Source organism: Streptomyces sp. LN549, assembly GCF_043203805.1.
Classification (GTDB): Bacteria; Actinomycetota; Actinomycetes; order Streptomycetales; family Streptomycetaceae; genus Streptomyces.
Genome location: NZ_JAZHRI010000002.1, coordinates 1,987,645 through 2,006,058, shown reverse-complemented (window position 1 = coordinate 2,006,058; position 18,414 = coordinate 1,987,645). Strand labels below are relative to the sequence as shown.

Below are 18,414 nucleotides of genomic sequence, written 5' to 3'. Positions count from 1 at the left end.
GCAGCGCGGACGGGTGGGTCAGTGGTTCTCCGGGCAGTCCGCCGTCTCCCGGCAGAGGTTCTCCTCGACCCTGGCCAGCAGCCTGGCCAGTTCCTTGCGTTCCCCCGAGTCCAGGCCGGCGAGGGTGTGCTCCTCCAGATTCGTCCAGGACCGTTCCACGTCGGAGAGCAGCGCGCAGCTGTTGTCGGTGGCCTCGACCAGGACGGCCCTGCGGTCGGCCGGGTCGGGGCTGCGGCGGACGTGCCCGGACTGCTCCAGGCGCTGGAGCATCTTGGTGACCGTGGAGGGGTCCAGGTCGACCGCCTTGATCACCTCGGACTGGCGGACCGCACCCGCGTCCCAGAGGTACATCATCAGGAACTCCTGGCCGGGGTAGAGGCCCGCGCCCTTGAGGAGCTTGCCCGCCGCGATCCGGTGGAGCCGCGCGACCCGTGACACGGCATGGCTGACCGGGCCGCCGCGGGCGGCGCTGGGCAGCTCGGTACAGGCGGGGTCGGGCGTCATGGGGAGCTCCTCGGGTGGGTGCGGGGCGGCTCTTCGGCTGCCGGGTGCGGGTTCCTTCCGACTTTACCTTGGTCGGCCAAGTAATGCGCTACAGTGGCACTCGTCGCAGATACTTGGCCGACCACATAGTTGTGATTGGCCGACCACATATTTCTTTGGGGGGCTCTCCATGACCACCGCCTTCGACTCGCTCGACCTGGCCGGCACACAGCTCGCCAACCGCATCGCCCTGGCACCGATGACCCGCAGCCGGGCCGGCGAGGGCGGGGTGCCGACGGAGCTGGTCGCCGAGTACTACGCCCAGCGCGCCTCGGCCGGGCTCGTCATCACCGAGGGCATCCAGCCGTCGGTCGTCGGGCAGGGTTACCCCAGCACCCCGGGGCTGCACAGCGCGGAGCAGATCGCCGCCTGGCGCAAGGTCACCGACGCCGTGCACGACAAGGGCGGCAGGATCTTCGCGCAGGTCATGCACAGTGGCCGCATCGGCCACCCGGTCCTGCTGCCCGACGGGCTCACTCCCGTCGGTCCCTCCGCCGTCGCGGCCACCGGGCAGGTCTTCACCCACGAGGGACCGAAGGACTTCGTCACCCCGCGCGAGCTGACCGACGCCGAGATCAGGGAGACGATCGCCGACTTCGTCGCCGCGGCACGTGCCGCGGTGGACGCAGGCTTCGACGGCGTGGAACTGCACGGTGCCAACGGCTATCTGATCCACCAGTTCCTGGCGCCCAACTCCAACCAGCGCACCGACGCGTGGGGCGGTTCCGTGGAGGGCCGGATCCGGTTCGCCGTGGAGACCGTGCGTGCCGTCGTCGCCGAGATCGGTGCCGCCCGCACCGCGATCCGCCTCTCGCCCGGAAACCCGTTCAACGACGTGGCCGAGCCCGCGCCGGAGGCCACGTACAGCGCGCTGGTGCGGGCCATCGAACCGCTCGGGCTCGCGTATCTGCACCTCGTCGAGGGCACGGCCGACGACCGGGCGCTGACCGAGTCGCTGCGCAAGCAGTTCAACGGAACCCTCGTCCTCAACCCGGCGAGCGAGGACGTGACCGGACCCGAGGCGCTGGCCCTGGTCGAGGAGGGCGTGGCGGACATCGTCTCGTACGGCGCACTGTTCCTGGCCAACCCGGACCTGCCGGAGCGGCTGCGCGCGGGCGGTCCCTACAACACCCCGGACCCTGCCACCTTCTACGGGGGCGACCACCGCGGCTACACGGACTACCCCGTGCTCGGCGCGTAACGACCGAACGGGCCGGCCGCGGCGCCGACGGGCGCCGCGGCCGCCGTACGTCCCTACGCCGAGTCGCGGCGGACCAGTTCGGTGGGCAGTATCACCGCGGCCGGGTCCTCGCCGCCGATCTGGGCCAGCAGTACCCGTACCATCTCCGCGCTGATCCGGTCCCAGGGCTGACGGATCGTCGTCAGCGCCGGCCGGGAGGCGAGCGCCGCGGGGGAGTCGTCGAACCCGCCCACCGATACATCGTGCGGCACGCTCCGCCCGGCCCTCTCCAGTGCCGCGAGCACGCCCTGCGCCATCAGGTCCGAGGCGACGAACACCGCGTCCAGGTCAGGCGCCCGCTCCAGCAGCAGCGCGGCGGCCGCCTCGCCGCCCGCCCGGCTGTAGTCGCCCGGCACGATCAGCGCGTCGTCGGCGGGCAGCCCGCAGACGGAGAGCATCTCGCGGTATCCGGCCAGCCGCTCCACTCCGCCCGGGGTGTCCAGGGGGCCGCTGACCGTACCGATCCGGCGGCGCCCCGACTCGTACAGAAAACGCACCATGTCCCGGGCGCCGTCCCGGTCGTCGGCCGCCACATAGCTGACCTTCGACCCCTGCCCGAGCGGCTTTCCGCAGGCGACGAGGGGGACCCCGGCCTCGTACAGCTGCGCGGCGACCGGGTCGCCCGAGTGGCTGGAGACCAGCAGGACCCCGCCCACATGGCCGGCGATGTACCGCATGTTCCGGCGGCGCTCCGCCTCCGTGCCCGCGATCATCAGCAGCAGCGGGATGTCGTGCGCGGCGAGCGCGCCGGTGCAGCCGCGCAGCAGCACATTGAAGTTCGGGTCCTCGAAGAACCGCTCCTGGGGCTCCGTGAGCAGGAACGCCACCGAGTCGGAGCGGCCCGTGATCAGCGACCTGGCATGCCGGTTCACCGTGTAACCGGTCTTGCGGATGGCGGAGTTGACCGCGTCGAGCGCCGCCGGACTGACGTTGTGGCCGCCGTTCAGCACCCGGGAGACCGTGCCGCGCGAGACTCCGGCCTCACGCGCCACGTCGTGGATCGTCGGCGCCCGGCGCCGTCCCGTACCTGTCTGTTCCGTGCGGCTCATGGTGCATGATCTTTCATCAAGTGACGTCCTGGCGGGGCCCTTCAGGACTCTACGGCCCCGGACAACGGTCCGGGACTACGGCTGCGGGGTCTCCTCCAGCGGGGCCCCGTGCCACTTCCACGACGTCACACGCTCGTGGCCCGGCAGATCCGCACGGCCGGTGGACCAGAGCAGGACGGTCCACCGGTCCTCGTCGGCCGGGGAATCGGGGAAGAGCCGGGCCAGGACCCGGTCGCACAGGTCCGCGGGCGGGGTCCAGCCGATGCCGAGGCCCTCGGCCACGTCGTGCGCGTGCACCAGGGTCTCCACGACGCCCATGGCGGCGAAGCCCTCCGCGTCCGAGGCCCCGAACACATGGTGGGAGCGGATGTCCGGAGCGGTCGTCCGCACCATCGCAGACAGCAGCGCCCCACTCGCCTCCAGGGTCCGCAACAGCCCGGACGCACCCGCTGCCGGATCCGCGAAGACCGCGTTGTGGGGACCGCCCTCGCGCCGCGGGGTCCAGTGGAACGGCACGTCGGTGTCCGACGACGAGGAGGGCGCGCCCAGCTGGGCGGCGTACGCGAAGAGGTCGTCGCTCAGGTGCTCCACGGTCTCCCAGCAGTCCCAGGTGAGCGTCCCCGCCGGAATGTGCCAGTCGTCCGCCGGCGACTCCTTGAACGCGGCCACCGCCAGCCCCACCGCCGACGTCACGTCGTCCGCGGTGACCGGCAGCCGTGTCCCGGTCAGCCGCGCCCGCTCACGCGCATCGCACTCCACACAGAACTCGTTGCCCTCCGGATCGGCCAGAGTCACCCAGCCCCGCCCGTTCGGCCTGCGGTGATCGCCGACCAGGGTGGCACCGAGGGCCAGCAGCCGCTCGACCTCCTCGTCCCGGGTGCGGTCGTCCGGCTGGACGTCGAAGTGGACGCGGTTCTTGGTGCTCTTCGGTTCGGGCACGGTGACGAACAGCAGGGCGGCACCCGGGGTCCGGACCAGTGCCTCGGGGTCACCGGGGAAATCGTCGTCGGCGAGGGAGGATCCCAGCACCTCGGCCCAGAACGTGGCGAGCTTGTAGGCGTCGGCACAGTCGACGGTGACGTGGTGTACGTGTGAAGTCATGGGTCTCACTTTCGCCTGTGGCCGTCACCGGGTCCAGCGGGTTACGACGGCGCCGACCGCCGTGGGGGAGGCCGTCACGACGACGGCGGGGGCGGGGACGGCACTCCGTCCCCGCCCCCGCCGCTACCGGGACCGTCCTACCTCACCGGCGTGAAGTCCCGCGCCCCGATGAACTCCGGGCGGCGGACCGGCGCCGCGAAGGGCTCCTCGGCCTTGTTCTCCACGCTGTTGAACACGATGAAGACGTTGCTGCGCGCGTACGGGGTGATGTTGTCGCCCGACCCGTGCATCGCGTTGCAGTCGAACCAGGTCGCCGAACCGGCCTTGCCCGTGAAGAGCCTGATGCCGTGCCGGTCGGCCATCTTCGTCAGCGCCTCGTCGGACGGGGTGCCCGCGTCCTGCATTTGCAGCGACTTCTTGTAGTTGTCCTTCGGCGTCTCGCCCGCACAGCCGAGGAACGACTTGTGCGAGCCGGGCATGATCATCAGGCCGCCGTTGGTGTCGTAGTTCTCGGTCAGCGCGATCGAGACCGACACGGTCCGCATGTTCGGCAGACCGTCCTCGGCGTGCCAGGTCTCGAAGTCCGAGTGCCAGTAGAACCCCGAGGCGCCGAACCCCGGCTTGACGTTGATCCGCGACTGGTGGACGTACACGTCCGAGCCGAGGATCTGACGGGCCCGGCCCACCACGCGCTCGTCGCTGACGAGCCGGGCGAAGACCTCGCTGAGCCGGTGGACCTCGAAGACCGACCGTACGGAGTCCGACTTCGGCTCGATGATCGAGCGCTCATCGGCCCGCACCGCCGGATCGGCGACCAGCCGTTCCAGCTCGGCGTGGTAGCCGGCCACCTCGTCCGGGGTGATCAGCTGGTCGACGGTGAGGAAACCGTCGCGTTCGAAGCCCTGGAGCTCCTTGGCGGCGACCGGACCCGGTGCGCCCGGCGCGGACCAGATGACCGGGTCCTGGCGGGGAGTGGTCATCTCGGCGGCACCGCGCGAGGGGTACAGGTCGGCGCGTAGGTCAGTGGTCATGGTTCAGCCCTCCTCGGTCAGCAGCGGGTAGACACCGTTCTCGTCGTGGTCCTCCCGTCCGGTGACGGGGGGATTGAAGACGCAGACACAGCGGAAGTCCGTCTTGGGGCGAAGCGTGTGGTGCTCGTGCCCGTTCAGCAGATACATCGTGCCGGGGGAGATCCAGTGCTTCTCGCCGGTCTCGTCGTTGGTGAGTTCGGCCTCGCCCTCGGTGCACAGCACGGCCTCGATGTGGTTGGCGTACCACATCGACGTCTCCGTGCCCGCGTACAGCACGGTCTCGTGGAGCGAGAAGCCGACCTTCTCCTTGGCGAGCACGATGCGCTTGCTCTCCCAGGTCCCGGAGGCGGACTTCACATGCCGGTCGGTGTTCTCGATGTCACTGAACGATCGGACGATCACGGTGGGTCGGTGCCTTTCTCTCTGCAACGGTGTTTCTCTGCGGGGCCGTTCGTGACGGCCCCGGGTCAGGCGGTCTCGCGGACACAGCGGGCCAGCGTGCGCAGGCCCTCGTCCAGTTCCTCGGGGGTGATGGTCAGCGGCGGCAGCAGCTTCACGACCTCGCTCTGCGGGCCGGAGGTCTCCAGCAGCAGTCCGAGCTCGAACGCGCGGGCGCAGATGGCCGACGCACGCTGCGGGTCGTTGAACTCCAGGCCCCACACCAGTCCGCGGCCGCGGAACTGCGCGCTGTCGTGCTCGCCGCAGATCGCCAGCAGCGCGTGCTCGACCTGCTCGCCGCGGGCCAGCGTCTGCTTCTCCATCTGGCCGTCCGCCCAGTAGGCGTCGAGCGCGGCGGCGGCGGTGACGAACGCGGGGTTGTTGCCGCGGAAGGTGCCGTTGTGCTCGCCCGGCTCCCAGATGTCCAGCTCGGGCTTGAACAGGCAGAGCGACATGGGCATGCCGTAGCCGCTGATGGACTTCGACAGCGTCACGATGTCCGGCGTGATGCCGGCCTCCTCGAAGGAGAAGAAGCTGCCGGTGCGGCCGCAGCCCATCTGGATGTCGTCGACGATCAGCAGCATGTCCTGGCGGTGGCACAGCTCCTGGAGCGCACGCAGCCACTCGGCACGGGCGACGTTGATGCCGCCCTCGCCCTGGACCGTCTCGACGATCACGGCGGCGGGCTTGTTGAGCCCGGATCCCTGGTCCTCCAGGAGCCGCTCGAACCAGAGGAAGTCGGGGACCTGGCCGTCGAAGTAGTTGTCGAACGGCATCGGGGTGCCGTGCACCAGCGGGATGCCGGCGCCGGCCCGCTTGAAGGCGTTGCCGGTGACGGCGAGCGAGCCGAGCGACATGCCGTGGAAGGCGTTGGTGAACGAGACCACGGACTCGCGGCCCTTGACCTTGCGGGCCAGTTTCAGTGCCGACTCGACGGCGTTGGTGCCGGTCGGGCCGGGGAACATCACCTTGTACGGCAGGTCGCGGGGCCGCAGGATGACGTTCTGGAAGGTCTCCAGGAAGGCCCGTTTGGCGGTGGTCGCCATGTCGAGGCCGTGGGTGATGCCGTCGCGCTCGATGTAGTCGATCAGCGCGCGTTTCAACACGGGGTTGTTGTGGCCGTAGTTGAGCGAACCGGCTCCGGCGAAGAAGTCGAGGTACGAGTGGCCGTCCTCGTCGGTCAGCCGGGCGCCCTGCGCGCGGTCGAAGACGGCGGGCCAGCCGCGGCAGTAGCTCCGTACCTCGGACTCCAGGGTCTCGAAGACACTGAGGGCGGGCGGGGTGATGGTCACAGCGGGTCTCCTGCGTGAGGGGGGTGTGACGGGCGGCGGTGAAGGTGACTGCGACGGGCGGCACCCGTCGGCGGAAGGCGGAAGTGCCTGCTCAGGCGTGGAACGGGCCGATGCTGTAGAGCACTTCCGGTAGATGGGTGCCCTCGGGGAACAGGCCGCCGTCGAAGAGCACCTCGCGTTCCAGTGCCACGTCGTGGCGCCGTGCGTAGGAGGTGAACAGGCGGTCCGATGCCTTGTTGTCCGGGGTGATGGTCGTCTCGACCGAGGCGAGGCCCTGCTCGCCGGCGACGCGTGCGGTCAGGGCGTCCAGCAGCTTCGCTGCCAGGCCGGTGCCCCGGTGGCCGTGGTCGACGGCCACCTGCCAGACGACGAGCGTCTCGGGGCGGTCGGGCCTGATGTACCCCGTCACGAAGGCGACCGGGGAGCCGGTCTCGTCGCGTGCGACCACGGAGGTCGCCGCGAAGTCCCGGCACCACAGCAGGTAGCTGTACGAGGAGTTGAGGTCCAGGACCTCGGAGTCGCGGGCAATGCGCCAGATCGCGGCTCCGTCCTCCACTCGTGGGGTGTCGATGGTGATGAATTCGCTTCGGGCACGTGCAAACTCTGCTGGTGCGGCGGTCATGCGAATTGAATTTACCCAGCAAATTTCGAAATTGCATCGACGTAGGGGGTTGGGTGACGCGACTCCTTGTGTTATCACGCGAGTGTGCGCTCCTGCGCGAATCGGCTACGGTTTCCGCCGATTTGGTATGCATATATCCGACATAATGCCCCCGTTGTGGAGTCGGTCACAAGCTCGTAACTCTCATGCGACGCAACCGAATTGTGGAGATCGGCCGTCTCGGAAACTGGAGTGTTTAGCCCACGGGAAAGCGGGCAGAAGAATGCGGGGAGCTGCTCTGAATAAGGCAGCTCCCCGCATTTATGGATTACGTCGGAATTTATGCGCTGGGCCAGGTTTCCGAAACGGCCTTCCGGGCAGCTTCCAGATCGACCTGCCGGCCCGTTTCGGCCAGCGCCGCCCCCAGAGCCGCGAGCGAGGAGAGCACCGCGCCCCGCGTCGCATCCACCCCGTAGTGATTGACCCGGATCATCTCCTTGGACAGTGCCCCGCCCCCCGCGATGAGCGGCAGCGACGGCTCGCCCGCGAGCGCCTGCGCCACCAGGTCCGAGGCGTCCACGCCCTCGGGCGTGCGCAGCGTGGTCGCCACCGGGGCCGCGTCCCGGGCCTCGTGCACAAACGGCGCCAGGCCGCCGCCCAGTGCCACCGCACCGGCCCGGGTGGCAGCGGCCGCCGCCGCGTGACGGGCCATCAGCGCATCCGGACCCTCCGCCTCGATCCGCTCCACACAGGCCTCCAGTGCCAGCATCTCCAGCTGGGCCGGGGCGTGCAGCAGCGCCTTGCGGCCGCCGTCGATCCAGCGCTCCTTCCAGTCCAGCAGGGAGAGGTAGGAACGGCGCGGGGCCTGCGGGTTGGCGGCGATCCGCTCCCAGGCACGTGCGCTCACCGACACCGCCGAGACCCCGGCCGGGCCGCCCATCGCCTTCTGCGCCCCGATCACGCACAGGTCCACACCCCACGCGTCCGGCAGCAGCGGCTCGGCGCCCACCGAGGCGACGGCGTCCAGCATGAACAGCGCCCCGTGCGCCCGGACGACCTCACCGATCTCCGCGACCGGGTTGGTGTTGCCGGTCGCGGCCTCCGCGTGCACCAGCGAGACGAAGTCGATCTCCGGGTGAGCGGCCAGCGCCTCTTCGACCTGGGCGGCGGTGACGGCCGTGTGGAACGGCACCGCGAGATCGACCACCTCGGCGCCGCAGTCGCGCAGCCAGTTGCCGAACGTCTGCCCGTACGGCCCCGTGACGACGTTCAGCGCCGTCGAACCGGGCCGGGCACCGCCCCTGATGCAGCCTTCGAGGGGGAGGAGCGCCTCGCCCTGCATGATGACGACGTCCTGCTCGGTGGCGAGGAGACCGGCCACCCGCCGCTCGATCGCCGCGAAATGCGCGGCGGTGAGCGGGGTCAGGTCGAGGAAGGGGTGCGTCACGGTGGTGCTCTCTTCGGGATCGGATCGGTGTGCGGCCCGGCCTGCGAGCCAGGCCTGCCCCGAGGGTACCGAGCCCTCCACGGGCGCCCGGGACCCGTCCGCCGGATCGGTCCGGACGGGGCGAGGCACCCGGTCCGCTGCCTCGTACAGTGCTGTCCATGATCCGAACGAAAGGCCCTAGGGTGCTGCATGTGAAGGGGCGGGTGCTCGTCGGACCCGAGGAGGTCAGGGACGAGCTCTGGGCGGTCGACGGGCGCATCTCGTACGAGCGGCCGGCCGGCGCGGACGACGCGGTCGTCATCACCGGCTGGGCGTTGCCGGGACTGGTCGACGCCCACTGTCACGTCGGGCTGGACCATCACGGCGCCGTCGACGAGGCGACCACCGAGAAGCAGGCCCTCGACGACCGGGAGGCGGGCGCGCTGCTCCTGCGGGACGCGGGATCGCCCGCCGACACCCGGTGGATCGACGAGCGCGAGGACCTGCCGAAGATCATCAGGGCCGGGCGGCACATCGCCAGGACCCGGCGCTACACCCGTAACTACGCCCACGAGATCGAGCCGGACGAACTGGTGGCGTACGTCGCGCAGGAAGCACGCCGCGGGGACGGCTGGGTGAAGCTCGTCGGCGACTGGATCGACCGCGAGGTCGGCGACCTGACCCCATGCTGGCCGCGCGCGGAGGTCGGGGCGGCGATCGCCGAGGCGCACCGGCTGGGCGCCAGGGTCACCGCGCACTGCTTCGCCGAGGACTCGCTGCGCGATCTAGTCGAGGCCGGGATCGACTGCATCGAGCACGCCACCGGGCTGACCGAGGAGACCGTCCCGCTCTTCGCCGAGCGCGGGGTCGCGATCGTCCCCACCCTGGTCAACATCGCCACCTTCCCCGCGCTCGCACAGGGTGGGGATGCCAAGTACCCCCGCTGGTCCGCCCATATGCGCCGGCTGCACGAGCGCCGGTACGACACCGTGCGCGCCGCGTACGACGCGGGGGTGCCGGTGTTCGTCGGCACCGACGCCGGCGGTGTGCTCGCCCACGGCCTGGTGGCCGACGAGGTCGCCGAGCTCGTCAAGGCGGGCATCCCCGCCCTGGAGGCGCTGTCCGCGACGACGTGGGCTGCCCGCACCTGGCTCGGCAGGCCGGGGCTGGAGGAGGGTGCGCCGGCCGATCTGGTGGTGTACGACGAGGACCCGCGGGAGGACGTGCGCGTGCTGGCGGCCCCGCGCCGGGTCGTACTGAACGGGCGCGTGATCGGCTGACCCGGGTGTGTCCCGGGCCCGTCCGGGTCCGGGATGCGCCGTGTTGACCGGCAGTTACCGGGAGCGGTCCCGCTCGTTGAATCACTTCCGCGCACCACGGCGCCGAGGCCGTCCGAGCCGCCCGCGTTCGGTGAAACGGGTGAACTCAAGGAACGCACGTGCCGGAATAATCGAATACAGACACGGAAACCCCCCTTTGGGGTGAACTCACGTCAGGTATCTGCCAGTTCACCCTCTGTGCGTAAAGATTCACGGAGTCGAGGCCACCGGTGCCCGCGATGTCCCCCATTGGACGGCGCCGGTGGCTCCATGTCTCTTGTGGGGGTTCCACCATCTTGAACAGCAACACCTTCCGCCTCGCTGCCCTGGCGGTCGCCGCCGCTCCCGTCGCCCTGCTGGTCGCCGTCCCGGCGCACGCCGCCACCACGGCCGCCACCACGACCGCCGGCGACGGGAAGGCGAGCGCGGTCGTGCTCCGTACCGCACTCGACGTCTCGCTCCTCAACAAGACGATCGACGTGCCGCTCAAGGCGACGCTCAATGAGGTGCAGGCCCCGCGGAGCGCCGAGAAGACCGCCCTCGCCGTGAGGCTCGACGGAGTGGAGGGCGGGCGGCGGGTCAGCGTGCTGCGTGCCGATGTGGCCACGGCGAAGGCGACCGTCGGAAAGCACCGCGCCGAGGGCTACAGCAATGTGGTGAAGGCGCGGCTGCACCTGCCCGGTCTGCCGCTGCTCTCGCTGATCGAGGTCCAGCAGGTCACCTCCAAGGCGGTCTGCGAGGCCGGCCGCAAGCCGGTCGCCGAGTCGAACGTGCTGGGGCACGTGAAGGTCCTCGGCAAGCGTGTCACCCTCACCGCCGGAGGCACCGCGCAGGTCGCGGTGAAGGGCGTCGGCGAGGTGACGCTCGACCTGTCGAAGACGAGCACCACCTCGCGCACCGCGGCCGCGGTGGCGCTCCAGCTGAAGGTCTCGGTCAACCCGCTCGATCTGAACGTTGCCGATGTGAAGGGCGAGGTCACGCTCGCCGAGGCCACCTGCGAGACGCCGAAGGGGGCCGGCACGGGCGGCGGTGACAACGGTGGCGGTGGCAACGGTGGCGGTGGCAACGGTGGTGGTCACAGCGGTGGTGGTCACAGCGGCGGTGGTGACAACGGCGGTGGTGACAACGGCGGTTCGACTGACGGCGGGTCCAGTGGCGGCGGGTCCACCGACGGCGGTTCGACCGACGGTGGTTCGAGTGGCGGTGGTTCGGGTGACGGCGGGTCCACTGACGGCGGAGCCGGCACCGCGGGCTCCACGGCGGGCTCCACGGCCGGTGACACCGGCGGTGACGTGAAGCCCCAGGCCGGCACCGGTCACGCACCCCAGGCCGTCGACGCCGACCTCGCCGAGACGGGCAGCAGCTCCACCACGCCGTACGTCGCCGGTGGTGCCGCCCTGCTGCTGGCAGTCGGAGCCGGCGCGATGGTCGTCGCCCGGCGGCGCGCGCAGGACTGACCCTCGGCGGAACGCATCAGTGCCCGAGGGGGCGGCCGGGGGGTCGTAGGGAAAGAAGACGGGGGCGGGGAGCGGTGCTCTGTATACGGGGCACCGCTCCCCGCTTGAGTGGCGCTCCGTACGCAGAGCACTGCTCAACGCGTGAGCACCGCTCCCCGCTTGAGAGCTCCGCGTGCAGGGCGGCGCTCTCAAGCGGGGCGACACGTGTCAGGGGCCCGGCAGGACCGTCACCGACCGAGTCAGCGGCTGACCGCGGACAGCGCCTGGAGTGCCTGGTCGAACGCCTGCAGGAAGCGGTTGGTCGTCGTGCGGTCCCGCACGGCCAGCCGCAGCCACTCGGCGCCGAGCCCGGGAAACGTATCGCCACGCCGGGCCGCGAAGCCCAGCATCCGCAGCCGCTCACGTATCTCCCCGGCCCGCTCCAGCCGGACCAGCACGAACGGCCCCTGCGCCGGTTCCGCCACCCGTATCTCGGTGAACTCCCGCAGACCCGCCACCAGATGACAGCGGTCCACCGCGATCCGGTCGGCAGCCGCCGCAGCTTCGGCCAGTGCCCGCGGCTCCACGCACGCCTCGGCCGCCGCCAGCGCCGGCGACGACACCGGCCACAACGGCTGCGCCTCCTCCAGCAGACGGACGGTCTCCGGCGCGGCCGCCACGTAGCCGATCCGCAGCCCGGCGAGCCCCCAGGTCTTGGTGAGGCTGCGCAGGACCACGAGCCCCGGGATGTCCATGCGGCCGCACAGCGCCTCGCGCTCGCCCGGCACCGCGTCCATGAACGCCTCGTCGACCACCAGCGTCCGCCCGGGACGCGCCAGTTGCTCCAGCACGGCCGCGGGATGCAGCACGGACGTCGGGTTGGTCGGATTGCCGACCACCACCAGATCCGCATCGGCCGGCACGGCCGCCGGATCCAGCCGGAAGCCCTCCTCGGCCCGCAGCAGCACCCGTCCCACCTCGTGCCCGGCCGCGCGCAGCGCCGCCTCCGGCTCGGTGAACTGCGGATGGACCACGACCGGCCGCCGGGCCGGCAGCGCCCGCGCGATCAGCACGAACGCCTCTGCCGCACCCGCCGTCAACAGGAGCCGCTCCGGCGGCAGCCCGTGCCGTGCGGCGACCGCCGCACGCGCCGTGCGCCCGTCCGGGTACGCGGCGAGCTCGCCCAGGGACGCGGCTATCCGGTCCTTGAGCCAGGCCGGTGGGGTACCGGCCCGTACGTTGACGGCGAGATCGGTCAGATCCCGGCCCCGTCCCCGTACCTCCGCGTCACCGTGGTGCCGCAGATCGTGCGCGCCCGCGCCTGTCGCGTCGGGACTCTCAATGGGAGTGTGCATGACCGCCATGGTGGGGGTGGTGGTGATGGCCGTCGTCGTCAGGGTGGAAGTGCGGCTGCTGCGGCAGTCCCACCTTGTCCTCGAAGCCCGGCAGTGCGATCCGGTACACGCAAGAGTCGCAGTTCATCCGCAGATCGCCCTTGACGGCCTCCCGGTAGCGCTCCATGACCAGATCGAGCAGTTCCTCCGCGGCACCGATCACCTCGGCCGGCCGGACGTCCAGCTCAGGGTGGGCGGCGGCCCACTCCGTGGACTGATGACGCACCCGGTCCGGCAGGATGCCCGTGAAGAGGAAGTACGGCAGGACGACTATGCGCCCCGCACCCAGTTTCACGCAACGGTCGAGACCGGACGGCACATCAGGAGCGGCCAGCGACACGAACGCCGTCTCCACGCCCGCGTAGCCCCGGCCCTCCCAGAACAGCCGCGCCGCCTTGTACACCTCGGCGTTGGCATCCGGGTCGGTGGAACCGCGCCCCACCAGCAGGATCGTCACCTCCGACCGGTCGGTGTCGCCCAGCACCTCGTCGACCCGCCGCTCCAGCACGTTCAGCAGCGCCGGATGCGGGCCGAGCGGACGCCCGTAGGTGTACGAGATGCCGGGGTGGCGCTCCTTCTCACGGGTCAGCGCCGCCGGGATGTCCCCCTTGGCGTGCCCGGCCGACACCAGCATCAGGGGGACGGCGGCGAAGTGGCTGACGCCCTGCTCGACGAGCTCGGTCACCGCGTCGCCGAGCGGGGGCGGCGACAGCTCGATGAAGCCGCCCGCGACGGGCAGTTGCGGGTTACGGGCGCCGAGCTCGGCCACGAAGTCACGGAAGGCGGCGGCCCCGCCCTCGTCCCGGGTGCCGTGGCCGGCGATGAGCAGTGCGGGCTGGGCGGGCGGGGTGATCACGGGGTCTCCTCGGTGTTCATGGGCTGTGGGGGAGGGGGCGGCGGGCCGGTTCACGTTGCCGTCTCCCGGGCCGGGGCGGTGGTGGCCGACTGCCAGCGGTAGCCGCGCGGGGTGACCATGCGGCCCGCGATCTCACGGGTGGCCGTGTTGCCGACGGTGACGACGGTCATCATGTCGACCTCTGCGGGGTCCAGCGCCGCCAGCGAGGTCACCCGGCTGCTCTCGTCGGGGCGCGAGGCATTGCGTACGACCCCGACCGGCGTGGCCGGCTCCCGGTGTTCGGACAGGATCGACAGCGCCTTGGGGAGCTGCCAGTCGCGGCCCCGGCTGCGCGGGTTGTAGAACGTCACGATGATGTCGGCCTCGGCCGCGGCCCGTACCCGACGCTCGATCACCTCCCACGGCGTGTGCAGATCGGAGAGGCTGATCGACACGTGGTCGTGCCCCAGCGGGGCGCCCAGGATCGCTGCCGCCGCCAGCGCGGCCGTCACACCCGGCACACCGACCACATCGATGTCGGAGCCGGCCTCGGCCAGCGCGGGTGACGCCATCGCGTACACGCCCGCGTCACCACTGCCGATCAGGGCCACCGCATGCCCCTTGCGCGCCTCGGCGACCGCGGTACGGGCCCGCTCCTCCTCGGCACCGAGCCCCGACTCCAGAATCGTCGTGCCCGGCCGCAGCAGATCCCTGATCTGGTCGACGTACTGGTCGAGCCCGACCAGCACCGACGCCCGCCGCAGCTCGTCACGGGCGCGCGGCGTCAGCAGGTCACGCGCCCCGGGACCGAGCCCCACGACGGCGAGCCGCCCACGCGGTGCCCGGCGCACCACCGCGCAGGTGGCCATCGCCGCCCGCCCCTCGGGCTGCGACTTCCGCTTCGGTACGAGGAGTTCACCCCCCGCCGCGAGCGCCGCGGCCTCCGCCACGGACGGCGTGCCGACGGCGGCGAGCGGCGCGTCCGAGGGATGCGGCACCTCGATCCGGGCCAGCTCCTCGGCCGGGTACGTCCGCAGCGGCACACCGAGCCGCGAGGCGGCGGCCAGGATCCCCGGCTCCCCGGCCTTCGCGTCGACGGTCACCAGCTCCGCGATGCTCAGCGGCGAGAGCCCGGCTTCCTCCAGCGCGCCCCGGATCAGCCCGAGCACCTCGTCCTCCGGCGCGTCCTTGGACGCGCCGACCCCGACGGCGAGCGAGGCAGGCCGCAACACGGCGGCCTGCGAACCGAGTTCGACGATCCGGTCGGTGAGGTGCAGCACCGCGGGGCCCGCCCCATCGGGGCCCACGTTCGGCGGCAGGGCGGGCAGCGGCCACACCGCATCCGCCCGCAACGTCACCGGCGCACCGTCGAGCATCGCCCGCGACACGCCCGCGACATCCCCCTCCACGGGAAGCCCCAGCATGTCGAGACCGGGAACGCCCACCGCGTCCGTCGCCGTCGTCACGACGGGCGCCGCGCCCAGCACCTCACCGACCGCCACCGCCAGGGCGTTCGCCCCGCCGCCGTGCCCGCCGAGCAGCGCCACCGCGTGACGCCCCGCCTCGTCGACACAGACGACACCCGGGTCCGCCGCCTTGTCCGCGAGCAGCGGCGCGACCAGCCGGACCACGGCCCCCGTCGCCAGGAAGCACACCAGCTGCTCGCACTCGGCGAACGCCCGCTGCACGGCCTCGCGCACCGGGCCGTCGTAGACCACGGCACGGCCGGGCCAGGCCGCGGCCAGCCGGTCACGGGCGACGGCGCCCGCCGCCGTCGCGGAGATCAGGCCGATCACTGGTTCGCTCCTTCACTTGCACCGGCCGCGGAGCGGACGCCCCACAGCAGAAAGACCGGATTGGCCGCGGCGAGCCGGGTCACGTCACCGGGCAGCGGCGCCAGCCGCGACGACTGCAACAGCACACCTTCGGGCTCGAACCCGGCCGCGGCCAGCGCCGCACGTACCGGTCCCACCCGGTCCAGGGCCGCCACCGCGACCACCACGGCACGCCGCGCCCGCCGGGCGCACGCCGTCACGATCGCGGGCAGCTCACGCCCGCCGCCCCCGATGAACACCGCGTCGGGGTCCTCAAGGTCGGAGAGCACTATCGGCGCGGCACCGTGCACCGCCCGCACGTACACCCCGTGCGCGGCGGCGTTCGCCCGGATCCGCTCGACGCCGTCCCCCGTCGCCTCGACGGCCACGGCGGCGGCGCCGAGGCGCGCGCACTCCACCGCCACCGAGCCCGAACCGGCCCCGATGTCCCACACCAGATCACCCGTGCGCGGCCCGAGCCGGGACAGTGCCAGCGCCCGCACCTCGAACTTGGTGATCATCGAGTCACGGTGCTCGAACTCCGCCTCGTCCAGCGCCCATCCGGCCGGCCCGGTGGCGGGCCCTGCCACCGTCCGCACCGGCGACAGGGCCCGCGACTCGTCCAGGCACAGCACCACACTCACCGGATCCGGCCACTGACGGGCCGCCGCCTCCTGAGGCGTCAGCCGCTCGATGCGCTCCCGCTCCGGGTCCCCGAGCGCCGTCGCGACGACCAGGGTCCGCTCCTCGCTCCGGTACAGCAGCCCCGCCGCCAGCTCCGCCGGCCCGGCACCGGGCCCCGTCAGCACCGCGACCTTGGGGTGCGCGAAGCACACGTTCACCGCGGTCCGCGGATCACGCCCGTGCGCGCTGACGACGACCGCGTCGTCCCACGGAATGCCCAGCCGGGCGAACGCCACCGCGATCGACGGCGCACCCGGTCGCACATCGAGCGCCGCGGGTCCGAACCGGTCCGCCAGCGCCCGGACGATCCCGAAGAACCCCGGATCCCCGGAGGCCAGCACCACGACCCGGGCCCCGTCCTCGGTGAGGTGCTTCCCGATCCGGTCGAGGGCTGGGGCCAGCTGCCCCAGCACCACCCGCCCGGCGCCCGCCGGCAGCGCGGCCCCGTCCAGATGACGCCGGGCCCCGACCACGAGCGTGGCCCCGGCCAGCGCCCGCACGGCATCGGGGGAGAGCGGCGCCCCCGTACCCGTACCGAAGACCCGGATCACGAGCCGGACCGCTGGGCGCGCAACTCGGCGCGCGCCGCCTTGTCCGCCTTGCGGTACCCGTGGAAATGACCCGGGTGGTAGAGGTGCGAACGGGTACCCGACGCCGACAGTGCCGGGCCGACGAGGAAGAGCGTGTGCTTCCAGAGCTTGTGCTCCTTGACCGTGGCCTCCAGCGTCTCGATCGTGCAGTGCAGGATCAGCTCCTCCGGCCACGTCGCCTGGTACGCGATCACCACCGGCGTCGAGGTCGGGTAGCCGCCCTCCAGCAGTTCCTGCGTCAGCTGACCGGACCGGGCGGCCGACAGGAACAGCGCCATCGTCGTGCCGTGCCGGGCGAACTCCCGCACCTCCTCACCGGGCGGCATCGGCGTCTTGCCACCGCCGAGCCGGGTCAGGATCACCGACTGCGCCACCTCGGGGATCGTCAGCTCGCGCTGCACGATGGCCGCGACCGCCGAGAACGACGACACACCGGGCACGATCTCGACCGCGACGCCCAGTTCGCCGCACCGGTCGACCTGCTCCTGCGTGCCGCCCCACAGCGCCGGGTCGCCGGAGTGGATCCGGGCCACCTTCAGCCCCTCGTCCGCCGCCCGCCGGTACACGGCGACGACCTCTTCGAGGGACATCTGCGCCGAGTCCAGGATCTCCGCGCCCTCCCGGGCGTGGTCGAGGACCTCGGCCTGCACCAGGCTGGCCGCCCAGATGACGATGTCGGCGTCCGCGATGGCCCGCGCCGCCCGGAAGGTCAGCAGATCGGCGGCGCCGGGGCCGGCACCGACGAACGTCACGGTGCCGCGGGTGGGCGCGGCGGCTGCGGCGGCTGCGTCGACTGCTTCGGACATGGGACGGGTCCTTTCGGAAACATGAGGAGAGGGGACGTGGCTGCGGGCATCCTGGGATGCGCGCACCGGGGTCAATCGGCTAGCAAGAGCCCATGGCGGTGTTCGTCGCGCTCGGCGCGTTCCTGATGACCCTGGTCGGCGGCTGGGTCGCCCAGCGCGTCACCGACCGACGCCACCTGGTGCTCGGATTCGCCGGCGGACTGATGCTCGGAGTCGTCGGCCTCGACCTGCTGCCGGAGGCCATCGAAGCCGCGGGCGGCCTCGTCTTCGGCGTACCGGCGGCCCTGCTGCTGTTCGTGGGCGGCTTCCTCTTCGCGCACCTGGTGGAGCGGCTGCTCGCCGTACGCCAGGCGGCACACGGCGCGAGCGAGGAACGTGTGCCGCAGGTCGGACTGACAGCGGCGGCCGCCATGGTCCTCCACAGCCTGATGGACGGCGTGGCGCTCGGCGCGGCCTTTCAGGTGGGCGGCGGCATGGGAGCGGCCGTCGCCCTCGCCGTCATCACCCACGACTTCGCCGACGGCTTCAACACGTACACGATCACCAGCCTGTACGGGAACGCCCGCCGCAAGGCCCTGACGATGCTTTACGCGGACGCGGCGGCACCCGTCGTCGGCGCGGCGACGACGCTCGTGTTCACCCTTCCGGAGGAACTCCTCGGCTGCTATCTGGGCTTCTTCGGCGGCGCGCTGCTCTACCTCGCCGCAGCCGAGATCCTGCCCGAGGCACACCACGAACACCCGGCCCGCTCCACCCTGCTGTGCACGGTCGCCGGAGTGGGGTTCATCTGGCTGGTGGTGGGCCTCGCGCAGTGA

General features: G+C 71.8%; 16 protein-coding genes and 1 pseudogene. 4 read left to right on the top strand and 13 right to left on the bottom strand.

Translation table 11 applies throughout. The annotated features are described in order from the left end of the window. Positions 1-18 precede the first annotated feature (18 nt). Positions 19-504 carry a MarR family winged helix-turn-helix transcriptional regulator gene (locus SH922_RS08810; RefSeq protein WP_393056666.1) on the bottom strand — a complete coding sequence of 162 codons (486 nt, stop codon included), beginning with the start codon at positions 502-504 and terminating at the stop codon, positions 19-21. Positions 505-673: 169 nt separating this feature from the next. On the opposite strand from SH922_RS08810, the gene SH922_RS08805 reads away from it, so the two are divergent. Next, complete coding sequence (locus SH922_RS08805; protein ID WP_393056664.1) at positions 674-1,744, top strand: alkene reductase; 1,071 nt, start codon at positions 674-676, stop codon at positions 1,742-1,744. 53 nt (positions 1,745-1,797) lie between these two features. Here the strand turns inward: SH922_RS08805 and SH922_RS08800 are convergent, their stop codons facing one another. The 7 genes from SH922_RS08800 to SH922_RS08770 form a co-directional block, all read right to left on the bottom strand. Then, positions 1,798-2,832, bottom strand: a complete 1,035-nt coding sequence (locus tag SH922_RS08800) for a LacI family DNA-binding transcriptional regulator (protein ID WP_393056662.1) — start codon at positions 2,830-2,832, stop codon at positions 1,798-1,800. A gap of 75 nt (positions 2,833-2,907) precedes the next feature. Continuing rightward, positions 2,908-3,933: a VOC family protein gene (locus SH922_RS08795; RefSeq protein WP_393056660.1), complete on the bottom strand. Its 1,026-nt coding sequence runs from the start codon at positions 3,931-3,933 to the stop codon at positions 2,908-2,910. A gap of 137 nt (positions 3,934-4,070) precedes the next feature. Then, positions 4,071-4,964: an ectoine hydroxylase gene (gene thpD, locus SH922_RS08790; protein WP_393056658.1), complete on the bottom strand. Its 894-nt coding sequence runs from the start codon at positions 4,962-4,964 to the stop codon at positions 4,071-4,073. A 3-nt stretch (positions 4,965-4,967) separates the two neighbouring features. Next, positions 4,968-5,366: an ectoine synthase gene (locus SH922_RS08785; protein ID WP_219573115.1), complete on the bottom strand. Its 399-nt coding sequence runs from the start codon at positions 5,364-5,366 to the stop codon at positions 4,968-4,970. A 65-nt stretch (positions 5,367-5,431) separates the two neighbouring features. Beyond that, the gene (gene ectB / locus SH922_RS08780; RefSeq protein ID WP_393056655.1) at positions 5,432-6,694 is read right to left on the bottom strand and encodes a diaminobutyrate--2-oxoglutarate transaminase; all 1,263 of its coding nucleotides are present in this window, start codon (positions 6,692-6,694) and stop codon (positions 5,432-5,434) included. A gap of 91 nt (positions 6,695-6,785) precedes the next feature. Continuing rightward, positions 6,786-7,316 carry a diaminobutyrate acetyltransferase gene (gene ectA, locus SH922_RS08775; RefSeq protein WP_393056653.1) on the bottom strand — a complete coding sequence of 177 codons (531 nt, stop codon included), beginning with the start codon at positions 7,314-7,316 and terminating at the stop codon, positions 6,786-6,788. Positions 7,317-7,635: 319 nt separating this feature from the next. Next, positions 7,636-8,742 (bottom strand): pyridoxal-phosphate-dependent aminotransferase family protein, encoded by a 1,107-nt coding sequence (locus SH922_RS08770; RefSeq protein WP_393056650.1) that lies wholly within the window; start codon positions 8,740-8,742, stop codon positions 7,636-7,638. Between the two features lie 182 nt (positions 8,743-8,924). Here SH922_RS08770 and SH922_RS08765 point away from each other — a divergent pair, with 182 nt between their 5' ends. Continuing rightward, a complete protein-coding gene (locus SH922_RS08765) occupies positions 8,925-10,001 on the top strand; it encodes an amidohydrolase family protein (protein ID WP_393063498.1) in 1,077 nt (358 codons plus the stop codon). 335 nt (positions 10,002-10,336) lie between these two features. Further along, positions 10,337-11,497 (top strand): SCO1860 family LAETG-anchored protein, encoded by a 1,161-nt coding sequence (locus SH922_RS08760; protein WP_393056648.1) that lies wholly within the window; start codon positions 10,337-10,339, stop codon positions 11,495-11,497. A gap of 239 nt (positions 11,498-11,736) precedes the next feature. On the opposite strand, the pseudogene cobC reads toward SH922_RS08760, so the two are convergent. The 5 genes and pseudogenes from cobC to cobM all read right to left on the bottom strand — a co-directional run. After that, a pseudogene (gene cobC / locus SH922_RS08755) lies at positions 11,737-12,846 on the bottom strand (Rv2231c family pyridoxal phosphate-dependent protein CobC); the annotation flags it as partial. Then, a complete protein-coding gene (locus tag SH922_RS08750) occupies positions 12,815-13,726 on the bottom strand; it encodes a sirohydrochlorin chelatase (RefSeq protein WP_393056646.1) in 912 nt (303 codons plus the stop codon). The pseudogene cobC and the gene SH922_RS08750, both read right to left, overlap by 32 nt. 50 nt (positions 13,727-13,776) lie before the next feature. Further along, positions 13,777-15,501, bottom strand: a complete 1,725-nt coding sequence (cobJ, locus tag SH922_RS08745; protein ID WP_393056644.1) for a precorrin-3B C(17)-methyltransferase — start codon at positions 15,499-15,501, stop codon at positions 13,777-13,779. Then, positions 15,498-16,754: a precorrin-6y C5,15-methyltransferase (decarboxylating) subunit CbiE gene (gene cbiE, locus SH922_RS08740; protein ID WP_393056642.1), complete on the bottom strand. Its 1,257-nt coding sequence runs from the start codon at positions 16,752-16,754 to the stop codon at positions 15,498-15,500. Before cbiE ends, cobJ begins: the two co-directional genes overlap by 4 nt. Next, the gene (cobM, locus tag SH922_RS08735; protein WP_393056640.1) at positions 16,751-17,599 is read right to left on the bottom strand and encodes a precorrin-4 C(11)-methyltransferase; all 849 of its coding nucleotides are present in this window, start codon (positions 17,597-17,599) and stop codon (positions 16,751-16,753) included. The genes cbiE and cobM overlap by 4 nt, the downstream gene beginning before the upstream one ends. Before the next feature lie 92 nt (positions 17,600-17,691). Between cobM and SH922_RS08730 the strand changes: the two genes are divergently transcribed. Then, the gene (locus tag SH922_RS08730; protein WP_393056638.1) at positions 17,692-18,414 is read left to right on the top strand and encodes a ZIP family metal transporter; all 723 of its coding nucleotides are present in this window, start codon (positions 17,692-17,694) and stop codon (positions 18,412-18,414) included.

Bases quoted from the DNA above. Each gene is read 5' to 3' on its own strand.
- SH922_RS08810 (WP_393056666.1), bottom strand. From the start codon at position 504: ATGACGCCCGACCCCGCCTGTACCGAGCTGCCCAGCGCCGCCCGCGGC.
- SH922_RS08730 (WP_393056638.1), top strand. From the start codon at position 17,692: ATGGCGGTGTTCGTCGCGCTCGGCGCGTTCCTGATGACCCTGGTCGGC.
- ectA (WP_393056653.1), bottom strand. From the start codon at position 7,316: ATGACCGCCGCACCAGCAGAGTTTGCACGTGCCCGAAGCGAATTCATC.
- SH922_RS08800 (WP_393056662.1), bottom strand. From the start codon at position 2,832: ATGAGCCGCACGGAACAGACAGGTACGGGACGGCGCCGGGCGCCGACG.
- SH922_RS08805 (WP_393056664.1), top strand. From the start codon at position 674: ATGACCACCGCCTTCGACTCGCTCGACCTGGCCGGCACACAGCTCGCC.
- thpD (WP_393056658.1), bottom strand. From the start codon at position 4,964: ATGACCACTGACCTACGCGCCGACCTGTACCCCTCGCGCGGTGCCGCC.
- SH922_RS08795 (WP_393056660.1), bottom strand. From the start codon at position 3,933: ATGACTTCACACGTACACCACGTCACCGTCGACTGTGCCGACGCCTAC.
- cobM (WP_393056640.1), bottom strand. From the start codon at position 17,599: ATGTCCGAAGCAGTCGACGCAGCCGCCGCAGCCGCCGCGCCCACCCGC.